We start from the raw sequence: 25,186 nt of genomic DNA on the forward strand, positions 1-25,186 counted from the left end.
GAGGTCGGACGAAAGGGCAGGCGGATGAGCTACTCCGTGGGACAGGTCTCGGCGTTCGCCGGGGTGACGGTGCGGACGCTGCACCACTACGACAAGGCGGGGCTGCTCTCGCCCAGCGGGCGCAGCCATGCCGGTTACCGGCTCTACGGCGAGGCGGACCTCGCCCGGCTCCAGCAGATCCTGTTCTACCGGGAGCTGGGCTTCTCGCTCGACGAGATCGCCGTGATCCTCAAGGACCCGCAGGCGAACGCGCTGGAGCAACTGCGTGACCGGCAGCGGCGGTTGGGCGAGGAGATCGCGCGGCTCAAGCGGCTGACGGAGGTGGCGGAACGGGCCATCGAGGTCCAGCAGACCGGGGTGGCCCTGACTCCGCAGGAGCGATTCGAGGTCTTCGGGGAGATCGCCTTCGACCTCAGCTATGCCACGGAGGCCGCCCTGAAGTGGGCGGACTCCGAGGGGCAGCGCACCTCGATGGCGCGGGCGGCGGCGCACACCAAGGAGGACTGGCGGCGACTGATGGGGGAGGCCACCGCCTGGCGGGGGGAACTGCTCGCGGCCTTCGACGAGGGGGAGCCGAGCGACGGCGAGCGGGCCATGGACCTGGCCGAGGAGCACCGGCTGCACATCTCGCGCTGGTTCACCTCCTGCCCGCCGGACATGCACCGGCGCATCGCGGACGACTTCGTCGCCGACCCCCGTGCCTTCGCCCTGGTCGTCCCGCCCTCGCGGCAACGCCCCGGCCTGGCCGCCTACCTGGGCAGGGCGGTCCACGCCAACGCGGCCCGCCACGACGACGGCGGCGGCCGTACCGAACCTCCGGAGGAATGATGAGAATCCTGATCGCGGCGGCCGGATCGCGCGGTGACGTGGCGCCCTACACGGGCCTGGGCGTCGCCCTGCGCGGGGCCGGGTACGAGGTGGCCCTCGCCACGACGGAGGCCTTCGCGCCGCTCGTACGCCAGGCGGGCCTGGAGTTCCGCCCCCTGCCCGCCGACACGCGGGCCGGGGGCGGGGTCCGGGGAAGCCGTGAACTCATGCGTACGGCGGCGGCGTTCATCACCGAACTGGGCGGCGGGTTCGCCGAGGCGGCGGCCGAGGGCGCCGACCTCCTCCTGCTGTCGACGACCACCGCCCCGCTCGGCTGGCATCTCGCCGAGGCGATGGGGATACCGAGCCTCGGGGTGTACCTCCAGCCCACCGCGCCGACCGGCGACTTCCCGCCGGTGGTGACGGCCGCCCGCTCGATGGGCCGCCTCGGTAACCGCGCGGCCGGGCGCTTCGCCCTCCGTATGACCGACCGCCTCTACAAGGACGCGGTCACCGGACTGCGCCACCGCCTCCGGTTGCCCCCGCTCTCCGCCTCCGCGACGCGGCGGCGGCAGGAGGCGGCGAACTGGCCCGTGCTGTACGGATGCAGTACGGCGCTGGTGCCCCGGCCCGCCGACTGGCGGCCCGGTCTGGAGGTCGTGGGTCCCTGGTGGCCGCACCACGACCCGGACGCGAAGCTGCCCGCCGAGGTCGAGGACTTCCTCGCCGCCGGCCCCCGGCCCGTCCTCGTCGGCTTCGGCAGCATGGCGTCGGGCGAGGGCGAACGGCTCGGCGCGCTCGCCGTCGAGGCCCTGCGCCGCGCCGGACTGCGCGGCATCCTCCAGTCCGGCAGCGCCGGGCTCACCGCCCACGGCGACGGCACCGTCCTCACCGTCGGAGACCTCCCGCACGCCCTGCTCCTCCCGCGCCTCGCCGCCGTCGTCCACCACGCGGGCGCCGGAACCACTGCCGCCGCGCTGCGGGCCGGGGTGCCCTCCGTGCCCGTACCCGTCACCGCAGACCAGCCCTTCTGGGCGTCCCGGCTCGCCGCGCTCGGCGCCGCCACCGACGCCATCCCCTTCCGCTCCCTCGACGCCGACCGCCTCGCCGCCGCGCTCGGTACGGCCGTCACCCGGCAGTCCTTCAGCCGCTCCGCCGCCGACGCGGCCCGGCACCTGGCGGCGGAGGACGGGGCGGGGAGGGTGATCGAGGCGGTGCGGCGGATCAGCGGGGGGTGAGGGGCGGGTGAGCGGGGTGAATCCCGTTGGGCGGCCACTACGCTCCGTCGCATGCTTCGACTCGCACGCACCCGCCCCGACGGCCTGGACGCCCTGCTCCGGATGGAGGAGACACCCGACGTGGCGCGCTGGCTGGGGGACACCGGACGCCCCTGGCACGAACAGGTCCTGGCCGATCCCCGCCAGACCCACTGGACTGCCTTCCACCGCGACCGGCCGGTCGGCTTCGCGGTCGTCGTGACCCACCCCGGGCCCGAGACGGAGATCCGCCGGCTCGTCGTCGACCCTCGCCACCAGGGGTTCGGTCACGGCCGGGAGCTGCTGCGCGAGGTCCTGAGACGCGCCGGCGCCGCGTCGCCCGCGGGCCGGATCTTCCTCGACGTACGCCCCGAGAACACCCGGGCCCGTGCCCTGTACGCGGCAGAGGGTTTCACCGATTCCGCGCGGATCGACAGCGCGTACGGACCTCTGGTGGTGATGGCCCGCGCGGGGGACCCGCCCGCCGGAGGCGACACCGAGTGAAAGCATGGTGAAAACCCGTTCCGGGTAGGCCGGTTGAGGGGCTGCTCACCGCGGCGGGGGAGCATGATCCGGCCGGCCGCGCGCACCCCACCAGGAGGAATCCGGCATCACGGTCTCGGCCGCCGGTCAGCGGGTGTGGCTCGGCACCGAGGACGGGCCTGGCTGGGACCTGCCGATCTGACACACACCAGCCCCGGCCAAGGGGCGCCGGTGCCGTACGCATGGGCGACCGTGGCCGGACAGAGAAACGCCCCGTTCGCCCCAAGTGATGTGCGGGGCTCTGTCGTTGGTGCGGGCGCGGCGCGTCTGCACCGTCACCGAGCGGCCGGCGGAGGTGGCGGGGCTGCCGCCCCAGCACGCCTGAATCCGCCCCGCCCCCACCGCCCGCACTACTGCACGCAGAACTCGTTCCCCTCCGGATCGGCCAGCGTCGTCCACCGGCCGCCCGGCTGCTCCACGTCGTCGAGCACCTTGGCGCCGAGGGCCTTCAGCCGGTCGACCTCCTCCGCGCGGCGGTCCGGGCCCGCGTGGAGGTCCAGGTGCAGGCGGTTCTTCACGGTCTTGGGCTCGGGGACGCGCTGGAAGAGGATGCGGCGGCCGTGACCGGTGCCGCTGTGCTCGTCGTACGGGTCGTCCGGGTGCCGTACGGCCGCCAGATCACGCCAGGCGCGGCGGCCGTGCGCGGTGGTCGTGATCGCCTCGGGCACGGCTCCCGCGCTCAGCAGCTGTTCGATCAGGGGGCTGTTGTCCTCGATCGCGTAGCCCAGGGCCGCGGCCCAGAAGCCGGCCTGGGCGTGCGGGTCGGCGGAGTCGACGACGACTTTCCAGTCAAGAGTCATGATCGTCATTCTGGCCCGGAACGGGGCATTCCGGCGGTGATCACCCCATGTCGCGGAGATACGCCGCGACCGCCCCGCTGTCCCCGCCGGGCGCGATCAGCGCCACATGGTTGTCCGGGCGGACCAGGACCAGCGCCTCCGTGCCCGGCCCGATGCCGTACGCCGCGCGGGCGTGCCCCCCGTCGTCGGTCAGGTCCTGCGGCGCGTCCGCGCCGACGCCGTACGCCCGCAGATCCTCCGGATGGGCCGCGGCGGCCTCGCGCAGGGCCGGTGCCGTGCCCGGACCGAAGCCGAGGAGGGTGAAGTGCGGTCCGGTGAAGGTCTCGAAGAGGCGGCGGGGCTCGCCGGTCGCCGTGTCGGTGCAGGGGGCGTCCGGGGCGCGGTCGCCGGGGTGGAGGAGCGCGGTCGCGCCGGGGCCGGCCAGGCGGCTCCACCGGTAGCCGTGGCCCAGCCCGCTGGTCCGCAGGCCGATCGCGCTGTCCAGGCCGCCGCCCGGTTTCCGGATGGCCTCCAGCGTGGCCTTCAGCCGCTCCGCGCTGATGTCGAGCACATCGGCGGCGACGGGCAGCCGCTCCTCCTCGTAGGTGTCGAGCAGGGCGGGACCGGCCTGTCCGGAGAGGACCCGCGCGAGCTTCCAGCCCAGGTTGTACGCGTCCTGGATGCCGGTGTTCATGCCGAGCCCGCCCGCGATGGAGTGGACGTGCGCGGCGTCCCCGGCCAGGAACGCCCGGCCCACCCGGTAGTGCCGGGCCAGTCGTTCGTTGACCCGGTACGTCGACAGGAGTTCGGCCCGGGTCAGCCGCTCGCCGGGCAGCCGCGTGTGCCGGGCGAAGAGGCGGCGGAAGCCCTCGGCCGACGGGGGGACGGGCGCGCCCGAGGCGTCGGTCTCCGGACCGGCCTGGAACCACCAGCCCGCGCGGGTGCCGGGGATCGGGCAGAGCATGACCGCCCCGTCCTCGTCGAACCACTGGTGCCAGAAGCCCCGGTCCAGGTCCTCCACCTCGACATCACCGGAGACCATCCGCTGCGTCTCGTCGGTCTTCCCCTCGAACGGGACGCCCAGCAGCTTGCGCACCGTGCTGTGTCCGCCGTCGCAGCCCACCACGTACCGCGCCGTGAGCGTCCCGCCGTCCGCCAGCGAGGCCGTGACGGAGTCCTCGCCCTGCTCCAGCCCGACGACCTCGGCGCCGAGCCGGACCCGTACGCCGAACTCCGCGAGGCGGTCGCGGAGGATCTCCTCCAACTGCCACTGGGCGAGCATCCGGGGCCGGCTGTACGGCGAGTCCGGGGTCGCGCGCACCTCCGCGAAGGGGTCCGCGTCGGCGATCGGGAGCCCGTCCCGGTACTTGCGCATCGGCAGCGGTTCCGCGCCCGCCGCCAGCACCGCACCGACGACCCCGAGATCCTCCAGCACCTCCAGGGAGCGCGGATTGGGGCCCTTGGCCCGGGAACTGCGCGGGTGCGCGGTGCTCTTGTCGATGATCAGCGGGGCGATCCCGCGACGGGCGAGATCGATGGCCAGGGTCAGTCCGGTCGGTCCTGAACCGACGATCAGGACGGGCGTCGTCGTGCGCGGAGGCATGCGTGCTCCTCGGTCGAGGGTGCGTGAGACGCCATCACATCGCAACCAAGTTAAAAAAGCAACCGAGTAACTTTTTTAGCGGGGCTGTTCCGCGGCGGCCGTACGCAGTGTCACGGCGGTGTCCGCCACCTCCGCCTGCCTCGCCGCCTCCGCCCTCGCCGCCTCGGCCCGCGCCCGCGTGCGCCGCGAGGTCCGCAGCGCGTCCCAGGTCAGCAGGGCCAGCGCCACCCACACCAGACCGAACCCGGCCCAGCGCTCCGGCGGCATCTCCTCGTGGAAGTACAGGATCCCCAGACCGAACTGGAAGACCGGCGCCAGATACTGGAGCAGACCCAGCGTGGAGAGCGGCACGCGGATCGCCGCCGCCCCGAACAGGATCAGCGGGATCGCCGTCACCAGCCCCGTCGCGGCGAGCAGCGCCGCATGGCCGACGCCCTCGGCGGCGAAGGAGGACTCGCCCGCGGCGCCCAGCCACAGCAGATAGCCGAGCGCCGGCACGAACAGCACCGCGGTCTCGGCGGTGAGCGACTCCAGGCCGCCCATGTCGACCTTCTTCTTGATCAGCCCGTACGTGGCGAACGAGAACGCCAGCGCCAGCGAGATCCACGGCGGCCGGCCATAACCGATCGCCAGCACGAGCACGGCCGCCGCCCCCGTGCCCACCGCCACCCACTGCACCGGGCGCAGCCGCTCGCCGAGCAGCAGCACCCCCATCGCGATGGTGACCAGCGGGTTGATGAAGTAGCCGAGCGAGGCCTCGACGACATGGCCGTTGTTCACCGACCAGATGTACAGGCCCCAGTTGACCGTGATCGTCGCCGCGGCGACCGTGAGCAGGCCCAGCTTCCGGGGCTGCCGCAGCAGCGCGCCGATCCACGCCCAGCGGCGCAGGACCAGCAGTCCGACCCCGACCACCGCCAGTGACCACACCATCCGATGGGCCAGGATCTCCACCGCTCCGGCCGGCTTCAGCAGCGGCCAGAACAGCGGGACGACGCCCCAGATGCCGTACGCGGCAAAGCCGGACAGGAGTCCGGCCCGCTGCTCGTTCTTCCCCTTCACGGGCCCCTCCTGGCGATGACCGCCGGCTCCGCCGCCGACCTGACGACGGTAGCGCCGCCGGGGCCCGGTGTCATAGCCGTATCGCCAGACGGTCATGACGCCGGACGGGGAGCCTCCGCCGCGGGCCCCTACAGCGCGGCGACCGCCGCGGCGACCGTCTCGGCCATCGGCGTCGTCGGGCGGCCGATCAGCCGGGCCAGGTCGCCGTTCGTCCCGGCCAGCCGGCCACGCCGGATCGCCTCGTCCACGTCGACCAGGATCGCCGCGAAGCCCTCGGGGACCCCGGCGCCGGTCAGGATCTCCTGGTGCACCGCGCCCGGCACGTCCTTGTGGACGATCTCCTTGCCCGAGGCGCGCGCGACCTCGGCCGCGTAGTCCGCGAGCGACCAGGCCGTGTCGCCGCTCAGCTCGTACGCCTTGCCGAGGTGGCCCTCACCGGTGAGCACCGCCACCGCGGCGGCCGCGTAGTCCCCGCGGGTCGCCGACGCGATCCGGCCCTCGCCCGCGTTGCCCACCACCGCGCCGTGCGCCAGCACGGGCGCCAGGTTGGCCGTGTAGTTCTCCGTGTACCAGCCGTTGCGCAGGAAGGTGTACGGCAGACCGGACGCCAGGATCAGCTCCTCGGTCGCCTTGTGCTCGTCGGCGAGCACGAAGTCCGCGTCCGGGCCGCCCTGGATACCGGTGTACGCCAGTTGCGCCACGCCCGCCGCCTTCGCCGCCTCGATCACCGCCGTGTGCTGCGGGACGCGGCTGCCGACCTCGCTGCCGGAGATGAGCAGCACCCGGTCGCCGGCGCGGAAGGCCCCGGCCAGCGTCGCCGGGTCGTTGTAGTCGGCGATCCGCAGCTCCACCCCGCGCGCCGCCAGGCCGGCCGCCTTCTCCTTGTCGCGGACCACGGCGGCGATCCCGTCCGCCGGGACGGTGGTCAGCAGCTGCTCGACGACCAGGCGGCCGAGCGCTCCGGTGGCTCCGGCGACGACGATGCTCATGGGGGGCTCCTTGCGTATGTCCTTTTCGGGCGTTCCGTCACTCACCCTACGGGTCGCACTAACCATTCGAAAGTACCCACTTTGAAGTAAGGTACTGACATGAGCGTAAGCAGCCCGGAGCGCCGGCCCGATGTCCGTGAGCCGCTGTGTCCGGCCCGGATCGTCCTCGAACACGTCACCAGCCGCTGGGGCGTGCTCATCCTGATCGCCCTGCTGGAGCGGTCGTACCGGTTCAGCGAACTGCGCCGCGAGGTCGGCGGCGTCAGCGAGAAGATGCTGACCCAGACGCTCCGCACCCTGGAGCGCGACGGCATCGTGCACCGGGACGCCAAGCCGGTGATCCCGCCCCGCGTCGACTACGCGCTCACCCCGCTGGGCCGCGAGGCCGCCGAGCAGGTGTCGGCCCTGGCGCTCTGGTCCGAGCGGAGCCTCGGCGCGGTCGGCGCGGCACGCGCCGCGTACGACGGCCGTACGGACTGAGGGGACCTGCTGAGGGGACTCACCAAGGGGCCGGGGTACGCGAAAGCGCCGGCCGCCCCCGTGGTGCACGGGTGCGGCCGGCGCTTCGTACGCCGTGCGGACAGGGCTCAGCCCACGACCGTCCAGGTGTCGTTGCCCGCGAGCAGGGCGGCGAGGTCGCCCTTGCCCTTCTGCTCGACGGCCGCGTCCAGCTGGTCGGCCATCAGCGTGTCGTACACCGGCCGTTCCACGTCGCGCAGCACCCCGATCGGGGTGTGGTGCAGCGTGTCCGGGTCGGCGAGCCGGGACAGGGCGAACGCCGTGGTCGGGCTCGGGGCGTGCGCGTCGTGGACGAGGATCCGGGACTTGTTCTCCTCGGTGACCGCGACCACCTGCAGATCACCCGTCAGCGAGTCCCGGACGACGCCCTTCGACCCGTCCGTGCCGAAGACGATCGGCTGCCCGTGCTCCAGCCGGATCACCGCCTCCTGCGCCCGCTCCTTGTCCTTCAGGGCCTCGAAGGCGCCGTCGTTGAAGATGTTGCAGTTCTGGTAGATCTCCACCAGTGCCGTGCCGGGGTGGTCGGCCGCCGCCCGGAGCACGCTCGTGAGGTGCTTGCGGTCCGAGTCGACCGTGCGGGCCACGAACGAGGCCTCCGCGCCGATGGCCAGGGACACCGGGTTGAAGGGGGCGTCGAGCGAGCCCATGGGCGTCGACTTGGTGATCTTGCCGACCTCGGAGGTCGGGGAGTACTGCCCCTTGGTCAGCCCGTAGATCCGGTTGTTGAACAGCAGGATCTTCAGGTTCACATTGCGGCGCAGCGCGTGGATCAGGTGGTTGCCGCCGATCGACAGCGCGTCGCCGTCGCCGGTGACCACCCAGACGCTCAGGTCCCGCCGCGAGGAGGCGAGCCCCGTGGCGATGGCAGGGGCACGGCCGTGGATGGAGTGCATCCCGTAGGTGTTCATGTAGTACGGGAAGCGGGAGGAGCAGCCGATGCCGGAGACGAAGACGATGTTCTCCTTCGCCAGTCCCAGATCGGGCATGAAGCCCTGGACGGCGGCGAGCACCGCGTAGTCGCCGCAGCCGGGGCACCAGCGGACTTCCTGGTCGGACTTGAAGTCCTTCATCGACTGCTTCGCCTCGGCCTTGGGCACCAGCTGGAGCAGTTCGTTGGTCTCAGCCATCAATGGCCTCCTGGAGGGCCGTCGCAAGCTGCTCGGCCTTGAACGGCATGCCGTTGACCTGGTTGTAACTGTGCGCGTCCACCAGATACTTGGCCCGGATGAGCATGGCCAGCTGCCCGAGGTTCATCTCGGGGACGACCACCTTGTCGTAACGCTTCAGCACCTCGCCCAGATTCCTCGGGAACGGGTTGAGATGGCGCAGATGGGCCTGCGCGATGGGGCGTCCGGCGGCGCGCAACCGGCGCACGGCCGCCGTGATCGGGCCGTACGTCGAGCCCCAGCCGAGCACGAGGGTCGTCGCGCCCGAGGGGTCGTCGACCTCCACGTCCGGGACCTCGATGCCGTCCACCTTGGCCTGGCGGGTGCGGACCATGAAGTCGTGGTTGGCCGGGTCGTACGAGATGTTGCCGGTGCCGTCCTGCTTCTCGATGCCGCCGATGCGGTGTTCGAGACCGGGGGTGCCGGGGACGGCCCAGGGGCGGGCCAGGGTCTGCGGGTCGCGCTTGTACGGCCAGAAGACCTCGGTGCCGTCGGCCAGCTCGTGGTTGGGACCGCCCGCGAACTGGACGCGCAGGTCCGGCAGCTGGTCGGTCTCCGGGATGCGCCACGGCTCCGAGCCGTTGGCCAGATAGCCGTCGGAGAGCAGGAAGACCGGGGTGCGGTAGGTCAGCGCGATACGGGCGGCGTCGAGCGCCGCGTCGAAGCAGTCGGCGGGGGTCCTCGGCGCCACGACCGGCACCGGGGCCTCGCCGTTGCGCCCGTACATCGCCTGGAGCAGGTCGGCCTGCTCGGTCTTGGTGGGCAGTCCGGTGGACGGGCCGCCGCGCTGGATGTCGACGATGAGCAGCGGCAGTTCCAGGGAGACCGCGAGACCGATGGTCTCCGATTTCAGGGCCACCCCGGGCCCGGAGGTCGTCGTCACCGCGAGCGCCCCGCCGAAGGCGGCGCCCAGCGCGGCGCCGATGCCCGCGATCTCGTCCTCGGCCTGGAAGGTCCGTACGCCGAAGTTCTTGTGCCGGCTCAGCTCGTGCAGGATGTCCGAGGCCGGGGTGATCGGGTACGAGCCGAGGTAGAGCGGCAGGTCCGCCTGGCGGCCCGCGGCGATCAGCCCGTAGGACAGGGCGAGGTTCCCGGAGATGTTGCGGTACGTCCCGGTGGGGAACGCCTGCGAGGCCGGGGCGACCTCGTAGCTGACCGCGAAGTCCTCGGTGGTCTCGCCGAAGTTCCAGCCGGCCCGGAAGGCCGCCACGTTCGCCTCGGCGATCTGCGGCTTCTTGGCGAACTTGGCCCGCAGGAAGGACTCGGTGCCCTCCGTCGGCCGGTGGTACATCCACGACAGCAGCCCGAGCGCGAACATGTTCTTGGAGCGCTCGGCCTCCTTGCGGGAGAGCCCGAACTCCTTCAGCGCCTCGATGGTGAGCGTGGTCAGCGGCACCGGGTGGACGTTGTACGCCTCCAGCGAGCCGTCCTCCAGGGGGCTGGTCTCGTAGCCCACCTTCGCCATCGGCCGCTTGGTGAACTCATCGGTGTTGACGATGATTTCGGCGCCGCGCGGCACATCGGCGATATTGGCCTTCAGCGCCGCCGGGTTCATCGCGACCAGCACGTTCGGCGCGTCGCCCGGGGTCAGGATGTCGTGGTCGGCGAAGTGCAGCTGGAACGAGGAGACACCCGGCAGGGTGCCTGCGGGGGCGCGGATCTCGGCGGGGAAGTTCGGCAGCGTGGAGAGGTCGTTCCCGAAGGACGCGGTCTCCGAGGTGAACCGGTCACCGGTGAGCTGCATGCCGTCCCCGGAGTCCCCGGCGAAGCGGATGATCACCCGGTCCAGGCGGCGGACTTCCTTCCCGCCCGTCCCCGCGGCTGCGGACTGGGGGGCACGCTGTCCCCCTACGAGCGCCTCACTGGCCTCGTCGGCCTGTTCGGCTGGGCTACTGACCTGGCTGGTCACTTACTGGACCTCCCTCGGCGCGGCGGCTCGGGACCGTCCGGCCGACCGGAAGTCCCGAGCACCACCCTACGTCTGTAAGGGTCGCCTTCCTCTGGCCGATCACATGGTGGACGGCATTTTGAGACGATTCTCGGCGCTGTTCCGCCATGATTCACCAGCCACCCTGTTTCCCGCCGGAGCCTCGAAAGAGACACCGGGAAGCAGGGCCTGTCGGCCTACTATCTGACAGAGTGTCAGATAGTGGCGGCGGACGCCCGGGGTTCGCCCGGACCGGCCGGCCGGGAACGCCGGGCGAGCCCGGCCGGCCGGGCGCGTCAGGAGTTCAGATACGTCAGCACGGCCAGCACCCGGCGGTGGTCGCCCTCGCTCGGCGACAGCCCCAGCTTCAGGAAGATGTTGCTGACGTGCTTCTCCACCGCACCGTCGCTGACCACCAGCTGCCTGGCCACGGCGGAGTTGGTCCGCCCCTCCGCCATCAGCCCCAGCACCTCGCGCTCGCGCGGCGTCAGCCCGGCCAGCACGTCCTGCTTCCGGCTGCGGCCCAGCAACTGCGCCACCACCTCCGGGTCCAGGGCCGTACCGCCCTGCGCCACCCGCACCACCGCGTCCACGAACTCGCGGACCTCGGCCACCCGGTCCTTCAGCAGATAGCCGACCCCCCGGCTCGACCCGGCCAGCAGCTCGGTGGCGTACTGCTCCTCCACGTACTGCGAAAGAACCAGCACCCCGATCCCCGGATACTCCTTACGGAGCAGTACGGCGGCGCGGACGCCCTCGTCCGTGTGCGTGGGCGGCATCCGGACGTCGGCGACCACCACGTCGGGCAGCGCGTCCTGCCCGGCCAGCTCACCGATCTTCCTGATCAGCGCCTCGGCGTCACCGACCCCCGCGACCACCTCGTGCCCCAGATCGGTCAGCAGCCGGGTGAGTCCTTCCCGGAGCAGTACCGAATCCTCGGCGATGACCACGCGCACCCTGTCCTCCACCACGACGCTGAATCCCCCACTGCTCGCTGTTCCGCCCGTAGACCGTCTCCGCCCCAGCATCCCAGACACGGGACGGCCCGGCCGTGGCACGGCCGGGCCGGGGGACGGGCGCGGTCAGGGTCTGCATGGAGTTCCCCGTCTGCGCCCCGACGCCCGGCACGCACGCTCGCCGCACGGCGTCCCAGGACAGGTGACTCCGCCACATGACCTGGGACGCCGCGCACCGATCGCACGCACCGACCGCCGCCGCGCCCGCCCTCCGGGCGGACGACGCGGAACTCCATGCAGGCCCTAGCCGCGCCACGGCAGTTCGGCGGTGATCCGGGTGGGCCCGCCGGCGGGGGAGTCGACGACCAGGACCCCGTCCACCGCGTCCAGCCGCTCGGCCAGCCCCGCGAGCCCGCTGCCCGAGGCCGTGTCGGCCCCGCCGCGCCCGTTGTCACCGACCTGGAGGAGCAGCCGGTCCTCGTTGCGCCAGACCTCGACGGTGGCCTGCGTGGCGTGGGAGTGCTTGGAGACGTTCTGGAGCAGTTCGGAGACCGTGAAGTACGCGATGCCCTCGATGGCCTGCGCCGGACGGGACGACAGGTCCACATCGACCGTGACCGGGACCGTGCAGCGGGAGGCCACCGCGGAGAGGGCGGCGTCGAGTCCGCGGTCGGTGAGGACGGCGGGGTGGATGCCCCGGGCGAGGTCGCGCAGTTCCTGGAGGGCGACCTTCACCTCGCCGTGCGCCTCGTCGACCATGCGTGCGGCGGCCTCCGGGTCGTCGGCGAGCTTCTCCTTGGCGAGGCCGAGGTCCATGGCGAGGGCGACCAGGCGGGCCTGGGCGCCGTCGTGCAGATCGCGCTCGATCCGGCGCAGATCGGCGGCGGCCGTGTCGACCACGACCCCCCGGTCCGACTCCAGCTCCGAGACGCGCGAGGCCAGCCGGGACGGGCCGAGCAGCCCGCTCACCATCAGCCGGTCCACCGAGACCAGCCCCCGGATCACCCACGGCGTGATCAGCACCAGCAGCAGACCGGCGGCGCTGGTCACGGCCAGCTCGAAGGGCGAGTCCAGATAGATCTGGTGCGTGCTGTCCCCGTACAGCTGGATGCCGTCCGTCCCCGCGTACGCCGGGAAGACCCAGTGCCACAGCGGATAGGTGAGGGCGCCCCAGCCCTGCGTCCACAGGGCCACCGAGACGCCGAAGCCGAAGACCGCCCAGGGCAGGTGGAGCAGCGTGTAGAGCAGGTGGCGCCAGGACACCCCGCTCTTCAGGACCGCGCCGACCCACGACATCAGACCGCCGGTCCGGCCGCGCACCGGCGCGGGATCGGCCACGTCCAGCCGCAGCAGCCCGCGCGCCCGCGCCCGCTCCACCGCGCCGAACCCCCGGCACATGGCCAGCCCCGCCGCCAGCAGCGGGATCCCGATGAAGGTGATGATCAGCCCGGCGCTCAGGGAGACCATGGAGACGGCGAACGCGAACATCACGATGCTGATCGGCAGGCTCAGCAGCAGATAGCCGAACTCCCGCCAGGTCCGGCCCTCGAAGGGCGCCCGCAGGAAGGGCGGCAGGACGTGCCGCCGCGCGTGCGGGTCCCGGCCATACCCGGTGTCCGGCCGCTGAGGGGCCCGTGTGTCCGGTCCGTATGCCGTGGCCATGGGTTCCGTCCGTTTCTGCCGAGTCCGCCGGGGCGGCCTTTTCCGTCCTTGTTCCAAGGGTGCCGGGGGAGGGATGCGCCCACCATGAGGGCCGTATCCCTCTCCACCCGGGGGTTTTCCCTACCTCCCGCCGCTCGGCGGAGGAGGGGGATCGCTCAGACGCGCCCGGAACGGCTGCCGGCCGCGTCCCGCTCGGTCTCCCGGCCGCGCCAGGGCAGCTCGGCGGTGACCGTGGTCGGCCCGCCGGCCGGCGATTCGAGGACGAAGAGCCCGTCCACCGCGTCCAGCCGTTCCGCGAGGCCCGCCATCCCCGTACCGCCCTCCAGCGACGCACCGCCGCGCCCGTCGTCGGTGACCTGGAGCAGCAACCGGTCCTTGGTGCGCCAGACCTCGACGGTGGCGCGGGTGGCGCGGGAGTGCTTGGAGACGTTCTGGAGGAGCTCGGAGACCGTGAAGTACGCGATGCCCTCGATGGCGGCCGCGGGCCGGCCGGGCAGATCGACGCTCACCGTGACGGGGACCGTGCAGCGGGAGGCGATGGCCGAGAGGGCGGCGTCGAGTCCGCGGTCGGTGAGGACGGCGGGGTGGATGCCCCGGGCGAGGTCGCGCAGTTCCTGGAGGGCGACCTTCACCTCGCCGTGCGCCTCGTCGACCATGCGTGCGGCGGCCTCCGGGTCGTCGGCCAGCTTCTCCTTGGCGAGGCCGAGGTCCATGGCGAGGGCGACCAGGCGGGCCTGGGCGCCGTCGTGCAGATCGCGCTCGATCCGGCGCAGATCGGCGGCGGCCGTGTCGACCACGACCCCCCGGTCCGACTCCAGCTCCGCGATCCGGCGCTCCAGATCGTCCGAGGGCGAGAGCAGCCCCCGCACCATCGCCCGGTCGGCGTTGGCGAGGAACCGCGCGACGAACGGAAGCACCGGCCACAGGACGAACAGCCCCACCAGCGTCACCGCGAACGTCACCACACCCCACGGCAGCCGTATGAACGAGTACAGCGCCGCGCGCCAGCCCACCGGGTCCATCAGGCTCGACCACAACCAGGCGAAGAACCCCTGGTCGTGCCGGGCCCGGGAGAGCGCGCTCGGTTCCTCGACCCGCACCCCGAGCAGCGCCCGCGCCCGCGCGCGCTCCGCCCGCCCCAGCAGCCTGGCCCCCTGGAGACCGAGCGCCAGCAGCGGCAGACCGACCACCGTGACCGCGAGCCCGGCACCGATGCTGATCATCAGCATCGTGTAGACGAAACCCGCGATCGCCAGCGGCAGATTGGACAGGAGATGAGCGATCTCCTTCCACGTCCACCGGTCGAACGCGAAGCGGGCGGGCGGCGGCCCGTCGTGGACGGGCAGCTGGGGGCTCATGGTCATGCGTCCAGCCTGCCGGGCCGGACCCCGCGGCGCCATGGGGTTCGTGGGTGGGGGCGAAGTGGGGATAACCCCACCAGTTGCCCGACGCAACTGCTTACCGTCCCTTTACAGGGCCTAGACTCCCGTGCGTACAGATCGTCGAACAGGTTTGAGGGAACGAGGGGGCGGACGTGACGGACGTGACGGGCCTGCCGGGATCGGCCGTTCTCGCGTCGGACACGGCGCACCTTCCGGCACCGGCCGCTCTCGCCGACGTGACGGGCCTGCCGGGGCAGGCCGTTCTCGCGTCGGACTACTTCCGCGGCTACTCCGTGGTCGGACTGCTCGCGGTGATCGGCGTGCTCTTCGTCGCCGTCGCCTTCGCGGCGGGCCGGCTGCTGCGGCCCGTGGTGCCGACGCGCGAGAAGTTCCTGACGTACGAATGCGGCGTGGACCCCGTGGGGGACGGCTGGGCGCACACCCAGGTCCGGTACTACGTCTACGCCTTCCTCTACGTGGTCTTCGCGGTCGACTCGATCTTCCTGTTCCCCTGGGCGACCGTCTTCGCCGCGGCCGGATACGGCGCGACGACGCTCGTCGAAATGTTCATCTTCCTCGGTTTCCTGGCCGTGGGACTGCTCTACGCATGGAAGAAGGGCGTCCTCGAATGGACGTGACGAGCCCGTCGTCCGCCGGGGCGGGGGACGAACCCGCCGCCGTACCCACGTTCCTGCCGGAACCCAAGCGCCTGGGCGTCCTGTCCCGGCTCGCCCCCGAACCGATGAAGGTCGTCCTCAACTGGGGCCGCCGCTACAGCCTCTGGGTCTTCAACTTCGGACTCGCCTGCTGCGCCATCGAGTTCATCGCCGCCTCCATGGCGCGCCACGACTTCATCCGCCTCGGCGTGATCCCCTTCGCGCCGGGCCCCCGCCAGGCCGACCTCATGATCGTCTCCGGCACGGTGACGGACAAGATGGCCCCGGCCGTGAAGCGGCTCTACGAGCAGATGCCCGAGCCCAAGTACGTCGTCTCCTTCGGCGCCTGCTCCAACTGCGGCGGCCCGTACTGGGACTCGTACTCCGTGACCAAGGGCGTCGACCAGATCATCCCCGTCGACGTCTACGTCCCCGGCTGCCCGCCCCGCCCCGAGGCGCTGCTCCAGGGCATCCTCAAGCTCCAGGAGAAGATCGCCCGCGAGTCCCTGGGCGAACGCTACGGCGACGCCGACGCGGGCCCGTCCACCGCGTCCCTCCGCAGCGGCCTGGTCACACCCCCGCCCGCCCCGGCCGAGGAGGAGACCCCGTGACGACGCCCGCCGCCCCGGCCGAGGTGTACGGAAGGCTGCCCGACGCGGCCGGGGAGATCTTCGGCGAGGGGGCGACGGCCGAGCGGGCCTACGAGCTGCTGACCGTCGACGTCCCGCCCGCCTCCTGGACCGCCGCCCTGGAGACCGCCCGCGACACCCTCGGCTGCACCTACTTCGACTGGCTGAGCGCCGTGGACGAACCGGGCACCGGCTTCCGCGTCTGCGCCCATGTCGCGGCGCTGCCGGGCGAGGGCACCGGCGTACGCCGGCTGCTGCTGCGCACGACCGTGCCGCACGAGGCCGCCGTGCTGCCGACCGCGACCGGCGTGTACGCGGGCGCCGCCTGGCACGAACGCGAGACCCACGAGATGTTCGGCATCGGCTTCGAGGGCCACCCGCACCTCGTCCCGCTGCTGCTCCCCGAGGGCTTCGAGGGCCACCCCCTGCGCAAGGACTTCGTCCTGGCCGCCCGCGTGGCCAAGGCCTGGCCGGGCGCCAAGGAGCCCGGCGAGTCCGAGCACGGCGGACCCAAGCGCCGCACGATGCTGCCCCCCGGCGTGCCCGACCCGAACGAATGGGGCCCGCTGAAGGGCCAGCTCCCGCCCGCCCCGGCCCGCCCCGCCCGCGCCGCGCGCCCCGCCCCGGGCGAGCGCCCGCCCCGCCGCACCCGCACCACGGCCGACGCCACCCCGGCCGCTCCCGACACCGCCCCCACCGAGACCCCGACCCCCCGCCCGCGCCGCAACCGCAGCGCCTCGCAGGGATCGGCCAGCCAGCAGCCGGCACCCGGGGACACCACACCCGGCGCGGCGACCGGGGCCGAAGCGCCGACAGGCACACCCCCGGAGGCCGGGAAGCCGACGGACGCGGTCCCGGGGGACAGTGCGTCGGCGGACGCGGTCGCGGAGGCCACGAAGCCGACGGACGCGATTCCGAGGGACAGTGCGCCGACGGACGCGGTCCCGGGGTCCGGGAAGCCGGCGGACGCCGCTCGGCGCACTGCCCGGCCCGTTTCGCCCGGCTCGGACGCGCCGTGGCACGATGCCCGCCCCGCGTTCGACGAGCCGTCCGGACCTTCTCAGCCTCTCCGGCGTTTGAGGAGCGGGGGTCCGGGGGCGGAGCCTCCGGTTCGGGAAGGGGCGGGTAGGGGAGAAGCCCAGCGCGGCGACACCCCGGACACGCCCGCCGCACCGGCCCCCGAAGCCCCGCCGGTACCCGAGGCCGCACCGCCCCCCGAGGCCGCGCCGCCCTCCGAATCCACCCCGGCCCCCGAATCCGCACCGGACACGGACACCCCGGACGCGGACACCCCCCCGACCCCCCGAACCCCCGACTCCGGAGGCGACCCCGAGTGAACGACGTACTGGACGTCGCCCTCCGCCTCGTCATCGTGTTCGCGGTGTTCATGGTCCTGCCGCTCGTCGTCGGGCAGACCGAACACAAGGTCATGGCGCACATGCAGGGCCGCCTCGGCCCCATGTACGCCGGCGGCTTCCACGGCTGGGCCCAGCTCGTCGCGGACGGCGTGAAGTTCGCGCAGAAGGAGGACATCGTCCCGGCCGACGCCGACCGGCGGGTCTTCCAGCTCGCGCCCGCCGTCGCGCTGCTCCCGTACCTCCTCGTCCTCGTCGCCGTCCCGATCGGCCCCGGCGAGGGCGCGGTCGGCCAGGTCCTCGACGCGGGCATCTTCTTCGTGCTCGCCGTGATGGGGATCGGCGTGCTCGGCTCCCTCATGGCCGGCTGGGCCTCCGCCAACAAGTTCTCCCTGCTCGGCGGCCTCCGTACCGCCGCACAGCTGCTCGCGTACGAACTGCCGATGCTCCTCGCCGCCGCCTCCGTCGCGATGGCGGCCGGAACGGTCTCGCTGCCCGGCATCCTCGACGCCTTCGAGTGGTGGTGGCTGCCCTGGCAGATCACCGGAGCACTGGTCTTCTTCGTGGCCGGCCTCGCCGAACTCCAGCGCCCGCCGTTCGACATGCCCGTCGCCGACTCCGAGATCATCTTCGGCGCGTACACCGAGTACACCGGGCTGCGCTTCGCGCTCTTCCTGCTCGCCGAGTACGCGGGCATCGTCGTGCTCTGCGGACTGACCACCGTTCTCTTCCTCGGCGGCTGGCACGGACCGCTCGGCGCCGACGGACTCGGCTGGGTCTGGACCCTGCTGAAGACCGGCATCCTCGCCTTCGTCGTCATCTGGCTGCGCGTGACCTACCCGCGCCTGCGCGAGGACCAGCTGCAGAAGCTCGCCTGGACCGTCCTCATCCCCCTCGCCCTCGCGCAGATCGCGCTCACCGGCATCGTGAAGGTGGCGATCAACTAGTGGCCGTACCGCCCCCGCCCTCCCGGCCCCGCATCCCCGGCGCGGGTCTGGCCAAGGGCCTCGCCGTCACCCTGCGGACGATGACGAAGAAGACCGTCACCGCCCAGTACCCCGACGTGCAGCCCGAACTCCCGCCCCGCTCCCGGGGCGTCATCGCGCTGTTCGAGGAGAACTGCACGGTCTGCATGCTCTGCGCCCGCGAGTGCCCCGACTGGTGCATCTACATCGACTCCCACAAGGAGACCGTGCCCGCCGCGGTCCCCGGCGGACGCGAACGCAGCCGCAACGTCCTCGACCGCTTCGCCATCGACTTCTCGCTCTGCATGTACTGCGGCATCTGCATCGAGGTCTGCCCGTTCGACGCGCTGTTCTGGTCGCCGGAGTTCGAGTACGCCGAGACCGACATCCTCGAACTCACCCACGAGCGCGACAAGCTGCGCGACTGGATGTGGACGGTCCCCGAGCCCCCGGCCCTCGACGCGGGTGCCGAGGAACCCAAGGAGATCGCCGCCGCCCGCAAGACGGCGGACAAACTCCGCGCCCAGCGCGAACAGGAAGCCGCCGAGGCCGCCGCCCGCACCGCCGAGGCCGACACCCGCACCGCCGAGGCCGCTGCCGACGCCTCCGATCACGAACCCGGTCAGGAGGGACAGGAGTGATCACCGCGGCCGGCCACCCCGGCTTCCTCTCCCCGAGCGGGGTCGAGATCGTCTTCGTCCTCGTCGGCATCGCCACCCTCGGCGCCGCCCTCGTGACCGTCACGACCCGGCAGCTCGTCCACGCCGCCCTCTGGCTGATCGTGGCGCTCGGCGGCCTCGCCGTCGAGTACCTGCTGCTCACCGCCGAGTTCATCGCCTGGGTGCAGGTACTGATCTACGTCGGTTCCGTCGTCGTCCTCCTCCTCTTCGGACTGATGCTCACCCGCGCCCCCATCGGCCGCTCCCCGGACGCCGACTCGGAGAACCGCTGGGCCGCGCTCGCGGTCGCCGTCGCCTCGGCCGGCACCCTCGTCTGGGTCGTCGTGGACGCCTTCCGCACCACCTGGATCGACCTGGACGGGCCCGCCCAGGGCTCCACCGAAGTCACCGGCTCCTTCCTCTTCCGCCACTGGGTCCTGCCCTTCGAGGCGCTCTCCGTCCTCCTGCTCGCCGCCCTCGTCGGAGCGGTCGTCCTCTCCCGCAAGAGCCGCGAGGCCGGGAAGGCCAACGCAGGGAAGGCCGACGCTCGGAAGGTCGACACCGGGAAGGCCGACGCCCGGAATTCCAACACCGGGAAGGCCGACGCCCGGAGCCGAGAGGAGAACAGCTGATGCACCTCGCCTACCCCGCCGTCCTGGCCGCCCTCCTCTTCTGCACCGGGCTCTACGGCGTCCTCGCCCGGCGCAACGCGATCCTGGTCCTGATGTCCGTCGAGCTGATGCTCAACGCCGTCAACCTCAACCTCGTCGCCTTCGACGTCTGGCTCCGCGACACGCTCCACGCCGGACAGGCCCTCACCCTGTTCACCATCGCCGTCGCGGCGGCGGAGATCGGCATCGGACTGGCCGTCGTCCTCGCCGTGTACCGCAACCGGGGCAGCTCCGACGTCGACCGGCTCCGCGACACCGCCGAGACCGACGCCGCCGAAGCGCTCCCCGACGACGCGGACGACTCCGACGCCGCCCCCACGGACGACGCGGCCACCGCCGCGGGCACGGCACAGAAGGCAGAGGCCACCGCGTGACCACCACGACCCTCGCCGTCCTTGTGCCGCTCCTCCCGTTCCTGGGGGCCGCGGCCGGTCTCCTGCTCGGCCGCACCGCCCCCGGCTACGTCCGGCCCCTCGCCGTCCTGCCCCCGCTCGTCTCCCTCGTCCTCGCCGCCGTCGTCGCGGCACGCCAGGGCGGCGGCCGCGCCATCGACGCCGCGACCCAGCTCACCCCCACCGGCTCCGTGCCCATCGACCTCGCGCTGCACCTCGACGGCTTCGCCGTCCTCGTCGCCGTCCTGGTCGCCCTGGTCGCGAGCTGCGTGCAGATCTACTCCACCGCGTATCTGCGCGACGACCCGCGCTACCCCTCGTACGCGGCCCTCGTCTCCCTCTTCACCTCCGCGATGCTGCTGGTCGTCTACTCCGGCGACCTGATGGTGCTCCTGGTCGGCTGGGAGGTCATGGGCATCTGCTCGTACTTCCTCGTCGGCCACTACTGGGAGACGCCCGAGGCGCGCGCCGCCTCCCTCAAGGCCTTCCTGGTCACCAAACTCGGCGACGTCCCCTTCCTCATCGGCCTGTTCGCCCTCGCCGCCGACACCGGAACCTTCCGGATCACCGGCATCCTGGGCTCCGTCGCCCACGGCGGCCTGGACCACCCCACCGTCATCGCGCTGCTCCTGCTCGCAGGCGTCGCCGGCAAGTCCGCGCAGTTCCCCCTGCACACCTGGCTGCCCGACGCCATGGCCGGCCCCACCCCCGTCTCCGCGCTGATCCACGCGGCGACGATGGTCGCCGCCGGCATCTACTTCGTGGCCCGGCTCCTCCCCGTCTTCGCGGAATCCGGCGCCGCCCTCGTCGTCCTCGCGGTCATGGCGGCCGTCACGATGATCGGCTCCGGACTCGCCGCCCTCGCCCAGGACGACATCAAGCGCGTCCTCGCGTACTCCACGATCGGCCAGCTCGGCTACATGTCCGGCGCCCTGGCCGTCGGCGACCGGGGCGCGGCCGTCTTCCACCTCATCTCGCACGGTGCGTTCAAGGCCGTCCTCTTCCTGGCCGCGGGCGTCGTCATCCACGCCGCCGGCACCAACTCCCTGGCCGCCATGTCCCGCATGGGCGGCCTGACCAAGCGCGTCCCCGACGCCTACTGGACGATGACCGTCGCCCTCCTCGCGCTCGCCGCCATCCCGCCGTTCGCCGGCTTCTTCTCCAAGGAAGCCGTCCTCGTCGCCGCCGAGCACACCGCCCTCGGCGACCGCCACGTGGCTCCGGCCGCCGCCGGCTGGACCGTCCTCGTTGCCGGCCTGCTGGCCGCCGTCCTCACCGCCGCGTACGCCACCCGCCTCTGGCTCCTCGCCTTCCGCGGCCGGGGCGCCGAGGCCCCCGACCACGGCGCCCAGCCCGTCCCCATGACCGCGGTCCTCTGGGTGCTGGCCGTCCCCACCATGGCCTTCGGACTGACCGTCGGCGTGATCACCGACTGGTTCGACGGCCACAGCCTCACCCCGACCCTGACCACCGCCGTGCTCTCCACCGGCGTCGGCCTCGTCGGCGGCCTCGTCACCTACGGCGCCTGGCGCCACACCACGGCCCTCGCCGCCCGCACCCCCATGGGCGCGGTCGTCGCCCACCCCGACGCCGAACCCGCCCTCGTCGAGATCGAGGCCCTGGAGAGCCACACCGCGGCCTACGGCCCCACGGGCGACGCCCCCGACCCGGCCGACCCCGGCCGGCTGCTCCTGGGCCCCGTCCACCGCCACGCCGCCACCGGCTTCCACCTGGACGCCCTCTACACCGCCCTGTTCGTCCGCCCCGTCCAGGCCGCCGCGCGCCTCGTCCGCTTCCTGGACCGCGAGGTCGTCGAGACCTACGTACGCGGCTCCGCCACCGGCGCACGCTGGCTCGGCACCGCCGTCCGCCGCGCCCAGACCGGCAACGTGCAGACCTACCTCAGCGCGCTGCTCGCCGGCTCGCTGGTCCTGGCGGTCGCCGCCGTCGTCCTCGCCAACGTCAACGCCGGGTCGTGAGCCGTGATCGATATCAGTGCGTCCGTGATGCAGTTCCTTCTGGCGTCGGTCGTCGTCGGCCCGCTCATCGGTGCCGTCGCCGCCCTGCTCCCCGCACCCCCCGGACTGAAGGGCCGCAACCCCGACCAGGCCGTGCTCCGCCACGGTGTGACCGTGACCGGCGCGATCCTGCTCGCCACCCTCGTGCTCGCCGCGGGCTTCGACCACGACCACCCGTCGACGATGCAGGCCACCACCGACATCAGCTGGATCCCGGCGCTCGACGTCCGCATCCACCTCGGCATCGACGGCATCTCGCTCCCCCTTCTCGTACTGACCGCGCTGCTGACCTTCCTCTGCGCGCTGTACAGCTACTTCAAGCTGCCCGACGGCCCCTCCCCGAAGGCCTTCGTCGCCCTGATCCTCGTCCTGGAGTCCGGCACCCTCGCCACCTTCGCCGTCCTCGACCTGATCCTCTTCTTCCTGGCCTTCGAGATGGTCCTCATCCCGATGTACTTCCTCATCGCCCGCTGGGGCGGTGCCAGGAGGCAGGCGGCCGCCTGGACGTTCATCCTCTACACCCTGCTCGGCTCCGTCGTCATGCTGCTGGGCCTGCTCCTCGTCGGGCTGAAGAGCGGCACCTTCGACATGGTGGCACTCGCCACTGACAACGGCCGGGGTCTCACCTCGTCCGTGCAGGTCACCGCCGTTCTCGCGATCGGGATCGGGCTCGCGGTGAAGACCCCGATGTGGCCGCTGCACAGCTGGCTGCCGGACGCCCACACCGCCGCCCCGACCGTCGGCTCCGTCCTCCTCGCCGGCGTCCTGCTGAAGATGGGCACGTACGGATTCGTCCGCATCCTGCTCCCGGTCGCCCCCGACGGCATGCGGACCTTCGCGCCGTATCTCGCCGCCTTCGCGGTCGCCGGGATCATCTACGGATCGCTCGCCTGCCTGGCCCTCGCCCGGCCCGGCGCCAAGGGCGACCTCAAACGGCTGATCGCGTACTCCTCCGTCGGCCACATGGGCTTCGTCCTCCTCGGCATCGCGAGCATGACCCCCACCGGCGTCAACGGCGCGCTCTTCGCCAACATCGCCCACGGACTCATCACCGGCCTGCTGTTCTTCCTGGTCGGAGCGGTCAAGGACCGGTACGGCACCGCCGACCTCGACACCCTCGCCGGGGCCACCGGCGCCGCCCTCTACGGCCGCGCCCCCCGCCTCGGCGCCCTCCTCGCCTTCGCCGCGATCGCCTCCCTCGGCCTGCCCGGCCTCGCCGGGTTCTGGGGCGAGATGCTCGCCCTGTTCGGCGCCTTCGACCCGGCCGCCGGACTCAGCCGCCCGGCGTTCCTGACCTTCATGTCGATCGCCGCGTTCGGCACCCTGCTGACCGCCGCGTACCTCCTCGTCGTGGTCCGCCGCGTCTGCATGGGCGCACGCGACGAGGACCCGCGCCCCCTCGCCGACGTGCAGCGCTACGAGTTCGCCGCCTGGACCCCCCTCGCGGCGCTCACCGTCCTCGCCGGCCTCTGGCCCGCCGTCCTCCTCGGCCTCACCGACCCGGCCGTGCAGAAGCTCCTCGCAGGAGGCAAGTCGTGATCGTGGCAGCCGCAAGCGCCCCCGGCGCGGCACCCGCCGTCCAGTCCGCGGCCGGCAGCACCGGCAGCCTCGTCCAGTCCGTCGACTGGCTCGCGATCGCGCCGCCGGTGACCGTCGCGGCCGTCGCCCTGGCCGTCCTCGTCGCCGACCTCTTCCTGCCCGACGACCGAAAGCGGTACCTCGGGTACGGGGCCGTGGCCGGACTCGTCGCCGCCCTCGCCCTGCTCGTACCCCTGCGCGACGGCGACCGCTCCACCTTCTGCCTCACCGCCACGGCTCCGGGCGCGGGCCAGGCGTGCAGCTACACCGCCGACCACTTCGCCCTGGTCATCCAGGCCCTCGTGCTCGGCGGCGCCCTGCTCACCGCGCTGCTCTCGCTCGGGGACACCCGCAGGCTCCCGGCCGGGGAGTTCTGGTTCCTGCTGCTCTCCTCCGCCGCCGGCGCGGCCCTGCTGCCCGCCGCCCGCGACCTCGCCACGCTCGTCGTCGCCCTCGAAGTCGCCTCGCTGCCCGCCTTCGCCCTCGTCGGCATCAAGCGCGGCGACCGCCGCTCCTCCGAGGCCGCGCTGAAGTTCTTCCTGTCCTCCGTCGTCGCGACCGCCGTCACGCTCCTCGGCGTCAGCTTCGTGTACGCGGCCACCGGCACCCTCCACCTCACGGAGATCGCCGCCCGCCTCGACGACGTCCCGGGACAGCTCGGCACCCTCGCCGAGACCGGAGTCGTCCTCACCCTGGTCGGCTTCGCCTTCAAGACCGCCGCCGCGCCGTTCCACTTCTGGGTGCCCGACACCTACATCGGCGCCCCCCTGCCGATCGCCGCCTATCTCTCGGTCGTCGGCAAGGCGGTCGGCTTCTCCGGTCTGATCCTCGTCACCGTGATCGCCTTCCCGGCGTACGCCGACGTGTGGGGCCCCGCCCTCGCCGTCCTCGCCGCCCTCACGATGACCGTCGGCAACGCCGCCGCGCTCCGTCAGCGCACCGACCGCGCCCGCAGCGCCGTACGGCTGCTCGCCTGGTCGTCCGTCGCCCAGGCCGGCTACCTCCTGGTGCCGATCGCCGCCGCCGGATACGCGGGGGAGCGCCAGATCGGCTCCACCGTCGCGTACGCCCTCATGTACGCCGTCGTGAACCTCGGCGCGTTCGCGGTGGCCGCCCTCGTCGCCCGCAGCCACCCCGGCAACCGGCTCGACGACTACCGGGGCCTGTACGCCACCCGGCCGCTCGCCGCCCTCGCCCTGGCCTTCTTCCTGCTCTGCCTGGCCGGACTGCCGCCGGGCATCATCGGCCTCTTCGCCAAGGTCACGGTCTTCTCCGCGGCCGTGGACGCCGGACTGGGCTGGCTCGCCGTGGTCATGGCCGTCAACGTGGTGATCGCCTTGTACTACTACCTGCGCTGGACCGCGGCCCTCTTCCGCGCCCCGGCGGAGGCGACGGCCGCCGAACCCGCGACGGACACCGCCCCGGCGCCCGCCGACGGGCCGCGACCTGCGCCGGGACCGCGCACCCCGGCCCCGCTCACCGCCGCGATCGCCCTCACGGCCGTCGCCGGAATCATTCTCTCCGGCGCTCCGCAGACCGTTCTCAGGTTCGCGTCCGTTCACCTGTTCTAACCCGCTCAGCTCCGGGTTTGCCCCGAACGGCCTACACAGGG

At 72.7% G+C, this 25,186-nt stretch carries 23 protein-coding genes; 14 read left to right on the forward strand and 9 right to left on the reverse strand.

The window, feature by feature from the left end; all coding sequences use genetic code 11:
* The first annotated feature begins 24 nt into the window (after nucleotides 1–24).
* Genes ACFVDM_RS23215 through ACFVDM_RS23225 form a run of 3 tightly spaced genes read left to right on the forward strand, consistent with a single transcriptional unit; the run spans nucleotide 25 to nucleotide 2,567 of the window.
* Nucleotides 25–828 carry a MerR family transcriptional regulator gene (locus ACFVDM_RS23215; RefSeq protein ID WP_383643134.1) on the forward strand — a complete coding sequence of 268 codons (804 nt, stop codon included), beginning with the start codon at nucleotides 25–27 and terminating at the stop codon, nucleotides 826–828.
* Entirely contained in the window at nucleotides 828–2,045 is a 1,218-nt protein-coding gene (locus ACFVDM_RS23220) for a glycosyltransferase (protein ID WP_383643137.1), read from the forward strand. Before ACFVDM_RS23215 ends, ACFVDM_RS23220 begins: the two co-directional genes overlap by 1 nt.
* A 51-nt stretch (nucleotides 2,046–2,096) precedes the next feature.
* Nucleotides 2,097–2,567: a GNAT family N-acetyltransferase gene (locus ACFVDM_RS23225; protein ID WP_383643140.1), complete on the forward strand. Its 471-nt coding sequence runs from the start codon at nucleotides 2,097–2,099 to the stop codon at nucleotides 2,565–2,567.
* A 389-nt stretch (nucleotides 2,568–2,956) separates the two neighbouring features.
* Here ACFVDM_RS23225 and ACFVDM_RS23230 read toward each other — a convergent pair whose 3' ends face one another.
* The 4 genes from ACFVDM_RS23230 to ACFVDM_RS23245 form a co-directional block, all read right to left on the reverse strand.
* Nucleotides 2,957–3,415, reverse strand: coding sequence for a VOC family protein (locus ACFVDM_RS23230; protein ID WP_383643142.1), 459 nt, complete (start codon nucleotides 3,413–3,415; stop codon nucleotides 2,957–2,959).
* Nucleotides 3,416–3,446: 31 nt separating this feature from the next.
* Entirely contained in the window at nucleotides 3,447–4,988 is a 1,542-nt protein-coding gene (locus tag ACFVDM_RS23235; RefSeq protein ID WP_383643145.1) for an FAD-dependent monooxygenase, read from the reverse strand.
* A 75-nt stretch (nucleotides 4,989–5,063) separates the two neighbouring features.
* Complete coding sequence (gene rarD, locus ACFVDM_RS23240; RefSeq protein ID WP_383643148.1) at nucleotides 5,064–6,050, reverse strand: EamA family transporter RarD; 987 nt, start codon at nucleotides 6,048–6,050, stop codon at nucleotides 5,064–5,066.
* 128 nt (nucleotides 6,051–6,178) lie between these two features.
* A complete protein-coding gene (locus tag ACFVDM_RS23245) occupies nucleotides 6,179–7,039 on the reverse strand; it encodes an SDR family oxidoreductase (protein ID WP_383643151.1) in 861 nt (286 codons plus the stop codon).
* A gap of 99 nt (nucleotides 7,040–7,138) precedes the next feature.
* Here ACFVDM_RS23245 and ACFVDM_RS23250 point away from each other — a divergent pair, with 99 nt between their 5' ends.
* Nucleotides 7,139–7,519: a winged helix-turn-helix transcriptional regulator gene (locus tag ACFVDM_RS23250; RefSeq protein ID WP_383643154.1), complete on the forward strand. Its 381-nt coding sequence runs from the start codon at nucleotides 7,139–7,141 to the stop codon at nucleotides 7,517–7,519.
* A 107-nt stretch (nucleotides 7,520–7,626) separates the two neighbouring features.
* On the opposite strand, the gene ACFVDM_RS23255 is transcribed toward ACFVDM_RS23250, so the two are convergent.
* From ACFVDM_RS23255 to ACFVDM_RS23275, 5 genes are all read right to left on the reverse strand, one after another.
* Nucleotides 7,627–8,685 (reverse strand): 2-oxoacid:ferredoxin oxidoreductase subunit beta, encoded by a 1,059-nt coding sequence (locus ACFVDM_RS23255; RefSeq protein ID WP_383643157.1) that lies wholly within the window; start codon nucleotides 8,683–8,685, stop codon nucleotides 7,627–7,629.
* Nucleotides 8,678–10,633 carry a 2-oxoacid:acceptor oxidoreductase subunit alpha gene (locus ACFVDM_RS23260; RefSeq protein ID WP_383643160.1) on the reverse strand — a complete coding sequence of 652 codons (1,956 nt, stop codon included), beginning with the start codon at nucleotides 10,631–10,633 and terminating at the stop codon, nucleotides 8,678–8,680. Before ACFVDM_RS23260 ends, ACFVDM_RS23255 begins: the two co-directional genes overlap by 8 nt.
* Before the next feature lie 314 nt (nucleotides 10,634–10,947).
* On the reverse strand, nucleotides 10,948–11,607 hold the full coding sequence (locus ACFVDM_RS23265; RefSeq protein WP_383643261.1) for a LuxR C-terminal-related transcriptional regulator: 660 nt from the start codon (nucleotides 11,605–11,607) through the stop codon (nucleotides 10,948–10,950).
* A gap of 303 nt (nucleotides 11,608–11,910) precedes the next feature.
* On the reverse strand, nucleotides 11,911–13,269 hold the full coding sequence (locus tag ACFVDM_RS23270; protein ID WP_383643163.1) for a sensor histidine kinase: 1,359 nt from the start codon (nucleotides 13,267–13,269) through the stop codon (nucleotides 11,911–11,913).
* Nucleotides 13,270–13,424: 155 nt separating this feature from the next.
* Nucleotides 13,425–14,633 (reverse strand): sensor histidine kinase, encoded by a 1,209-nt coding sequence (locus ACFVDM_RS23275; protein ID WP_383643166.1) that lies wholly within the window; start codon nucleotides 14,631–14,633, stop codon nucleotides 13,425–13,427.
* A 254-nt stretch (nucleotides 14,634–14,887) separates the two neighbouring features.
* Here ACFVDM_RS23275 and ACFVDM_RS23280 point away from each other — a divergent pair, with 254 nt between their 5' ends.
* The 10 genes from ACFVDM_RS23280 to ACFVDM_RS23325 all read left to right on the forward strand — a co-directional run bounded on the left by ACFVDM_RS23280 (nucleotide 14,888) and on the right by ACFVDM_RS23325 (nucleotide 25,145).
* Nucleotides 14,888–15,289 carry an NADH-quinone oxidoreductase subunit A gene (locus ACFVDM_RS23280; RefSeq protein ID WP_383643264.1) on the forward strand — a complete coding sequence of 134 codons (402 nt, stop codon included), beginning with the start codon at nucleotides 14,888–14,890 and terminating at the stop codon, nucleotides 15,287–15,289.
* Nucleotides 15,280–15,918, forward strand: a complete 639-nt coding sequence (locus ACFVDM_RS23285) for an NADH-quinone oxidoreductase subunit B (protein ID WP_383643169.1) — start codon at nucleotides 15,280–15,282, stop codon at nucleotides 15,916–15,918. The genes ACFVDM_RS23280 and ACFVDM_RS23285 overlap by 10 nt, the downstream gene beginning before the upstream one ends.
* Nucleotides 15,915–17,273 carry an NADH-quinone oxidoreductase subunit C gene (locus ACFVDM_RS23290; protein WP_383643172.1) on the forward strand — a complete coding sequence of 453 codons (1,359 nt, stop codon included), beginning with the start codon at nucleotides 15,915–15,917 and terminating at the stop codon, nucleotides 17,271–17,273. Before ACFVDM_RS23285 ends, ACFVDM_RS23290 begins: the two co-directional genes overlap by 4 nt.
* On the forward strand, nucleotides 17,270–18,238 hold the full coding sequence (locus ACFVDM_RS23295) for an NADH-quinone oxidoreductase subunit H (protein WP_383643175.1): 969 nt from the start codon (nucleotides 17,270–17,272) through the stop codon (nucleotides 18,236–18,238). Before ACFVDM_RS23290 ends, ACFVDM_RS23295 begins: the two co-directional genes overlap by 4 nt.
* 80 nt (nucleotides 18,239–18,318) lie before the next feature.
* Nucleotides 18,319–18,897 carry a 4Fe-4S binding protein gene (locus tag ACFVDM_RS23300; protein WP_383643267.1) on the forward strand — a complete coding sequence of 193 codons (579 nt, stop codon included), beginning with the start codon at nucleotides 18,319–18,321 and terminating at the stop codon, nucleotides 18,895–18,897.
* Nucleotides 18,894–19,547 (forward strand): NADH-quinone oxidoreductase subunit J, encoded by a 654-nt coding sequence (locus ACFVDM_RS23305; RefSeq protein ID WP_383643178.1) that lies wholly within the window; start codon nucleotides 18,894–18,896, stop codon nucleotides 19,545–19,547. The genes ACFVDM_RS23300 and ACFVDM_RS23305 overlap by 4 nt, the downstream gene beginning before the upstream one ends.
* Entirely contained in the window at nucleotides 19,547–19,960 is a 414-nt protein-coding gene (gene nuoK, locus ACFVDM_RS23310; RefSeq protein ID WP_383643181.1) for an NADH-quinone oxidoreductase subunit NuoK, read from the forward strand. Before ACFVDM_RS23305 ends, nuoK begins: the two co-directional genes overlap by 1 nt.
* Nucleotides 19,957–21,957, forward strand: a complete 2,001-nt coding sequence (locus tag ACFVDM_RS23315; protein WP_383643184.1) for an NADH-quinone oxidoreductase subunit L — start codon at nucleotides 19,957–19,959, stop codon at nucleotides 21,955–21,957. The genes nuoK and ACFVDM_RS23315 overlap by 4 nt, the downstream gene beginning before the upstream one ends.
* 27 nt (nucleotides 21,958–21,984) lie before the next feature.
* The gene (locus ACFVDM_RS23320; protein WP_383643269.1) at nucleotides 21,985–23,535 is read left to right on the forward strand and encodes a NuoM family protein; all 1,551 of its coding nucleotides are present in this window, start codon (nucleotides 21,985–21,987) and stop codon (nucleotides 23,533–23,535) included.
* Nucleotides 23,532–25,145: an NADH-quinone oxidoreductase subunit N gene (locus ACFVDM_RS23325; protein WP_383643187.1), complete on the forward strand. Its 1,614-nt coding sequence runs from the start codon at nucleotides 23,532–23,534 to the stop codon at nucleotides 25,143–25,145. The genes ACFVDM_RS23320 and ACFVDM_RS23325 overlap by 4 nt, the downstream gene beginning before the upstream one ends.
* Nucleotides 25,146–25,186 lie beyond the last annotated feature (41 nt).

Source organism: Streptomyces sp. NPDC057682 (genome assembly GCF_042799575.1).
In the GTDB taxonomy this organism is placed as follows: Bacteria; Actinomycetota; Actinomycetes; order Streptomycetales; family Streptomycetaceae; genus Streptomyces.

Bases quoted from the DNA above. Each gene is read 5' to 3' on its own strand.
- ACFVDM_RS23250 (WP_383643154.1), top strand. From the start codon at position 7,139: ATGAGCGTAAGCAGCCCGGAGCGCCGGCCCGATGTCCGTGAGCCGCTG.
- ACFVDM_RS23235 (WP_383643145.1), bottom strand. From the start codon at position 4,988: ATGCCTCCGCGCACGACGACGCCCGTCCTGATCGTCGGTTCAGGACCG.
- ACFVDM_RS23270 (WP_383643163.1), bottom strand. From the start codon at position 13,269: ATGGCCACGGCATACGGACCGGACACACGGGCCCCTCAGCGGCCGGAC.
- ACFVDM_RS23275 (WP_383643166.1), bottom strand. From the start codon at position 14,633: ATGACCATGAGCCCCCAGCTGCCCGTCCACGACGGGCCGCCGCCCGCC.
- ACFVDM_RS23285 (WP_383643169.1), top strand. From the start codon at position 15,280: ATGGACGTGACGAGCCCGTCGTCCGCCGGGGCGGGGGACGAACCCGCC.
- ACFVDM_RS23255 (WP_383643157.1), bottom strand. From the start codon at position 8,685: ATGGCTGAGACCAACGAACTGCTCCAGCTGGTGCCCAAGGCCGAGGCG.
- ACFVDM_RS23320 (WP_383643269.1), top strand. From the start codon at position 21,985: ATGCAGTTCCTTCTGGCGTCGGTCGTCGTCGGCCCGCTCATCGGTGCC.
- ACFVDM_RS23220 (WP_383643137.1), top strand. From the start codon at position 828: ATGAGAATCCTGATCGCGGCGGCCGGATCGCGCGGTGACGTGGCGCCC.
- ACFVDM_RS23245 (WP_383643151.1), bottom strand. From the start codon at position 7,039: ATGAGCATCGTCGTCGCCGGAGCCACCGGAGCGCTCGGCCGCCTGGTC.
- ACFVDM_RS23215 (WP_383643134.1), top strand. From the start codon at position 25: ATGAGCTACTCCGTGGGACAGGTCTCGGCGTTCGCCGGGGTGACGGTG.
- nuoK (WP_383643181.1), top strand. From the start codon at position 19,547: ATGCACCTCGCCTACCCCGCCGTCCTGGCCGCCCTCCTCTTCTGCACC.
- ACFVDM_RS23230 (WP_383643142.1), bottom strand. From the start codon at position 3,415: ATGACGATCATGACTCTTGACTGGAAAGTCGTCGTCGACTCCGCCGAC.
- ACFVDM_RS23300 (WP_383643267.1), top strand. From the start codon at position 18,319: ATGACGAAGAAGACCGTCACCGCCCAGTACCCCGACGTGCAGCCCGAA.
- ACFVDM_RS23225 (WP_383643140.1), top strand. From the start codon at position 2,097: ATGCTTCGACTCGCACGCACCCGCCCCGACGGCCTGGACGCCCTGCTC.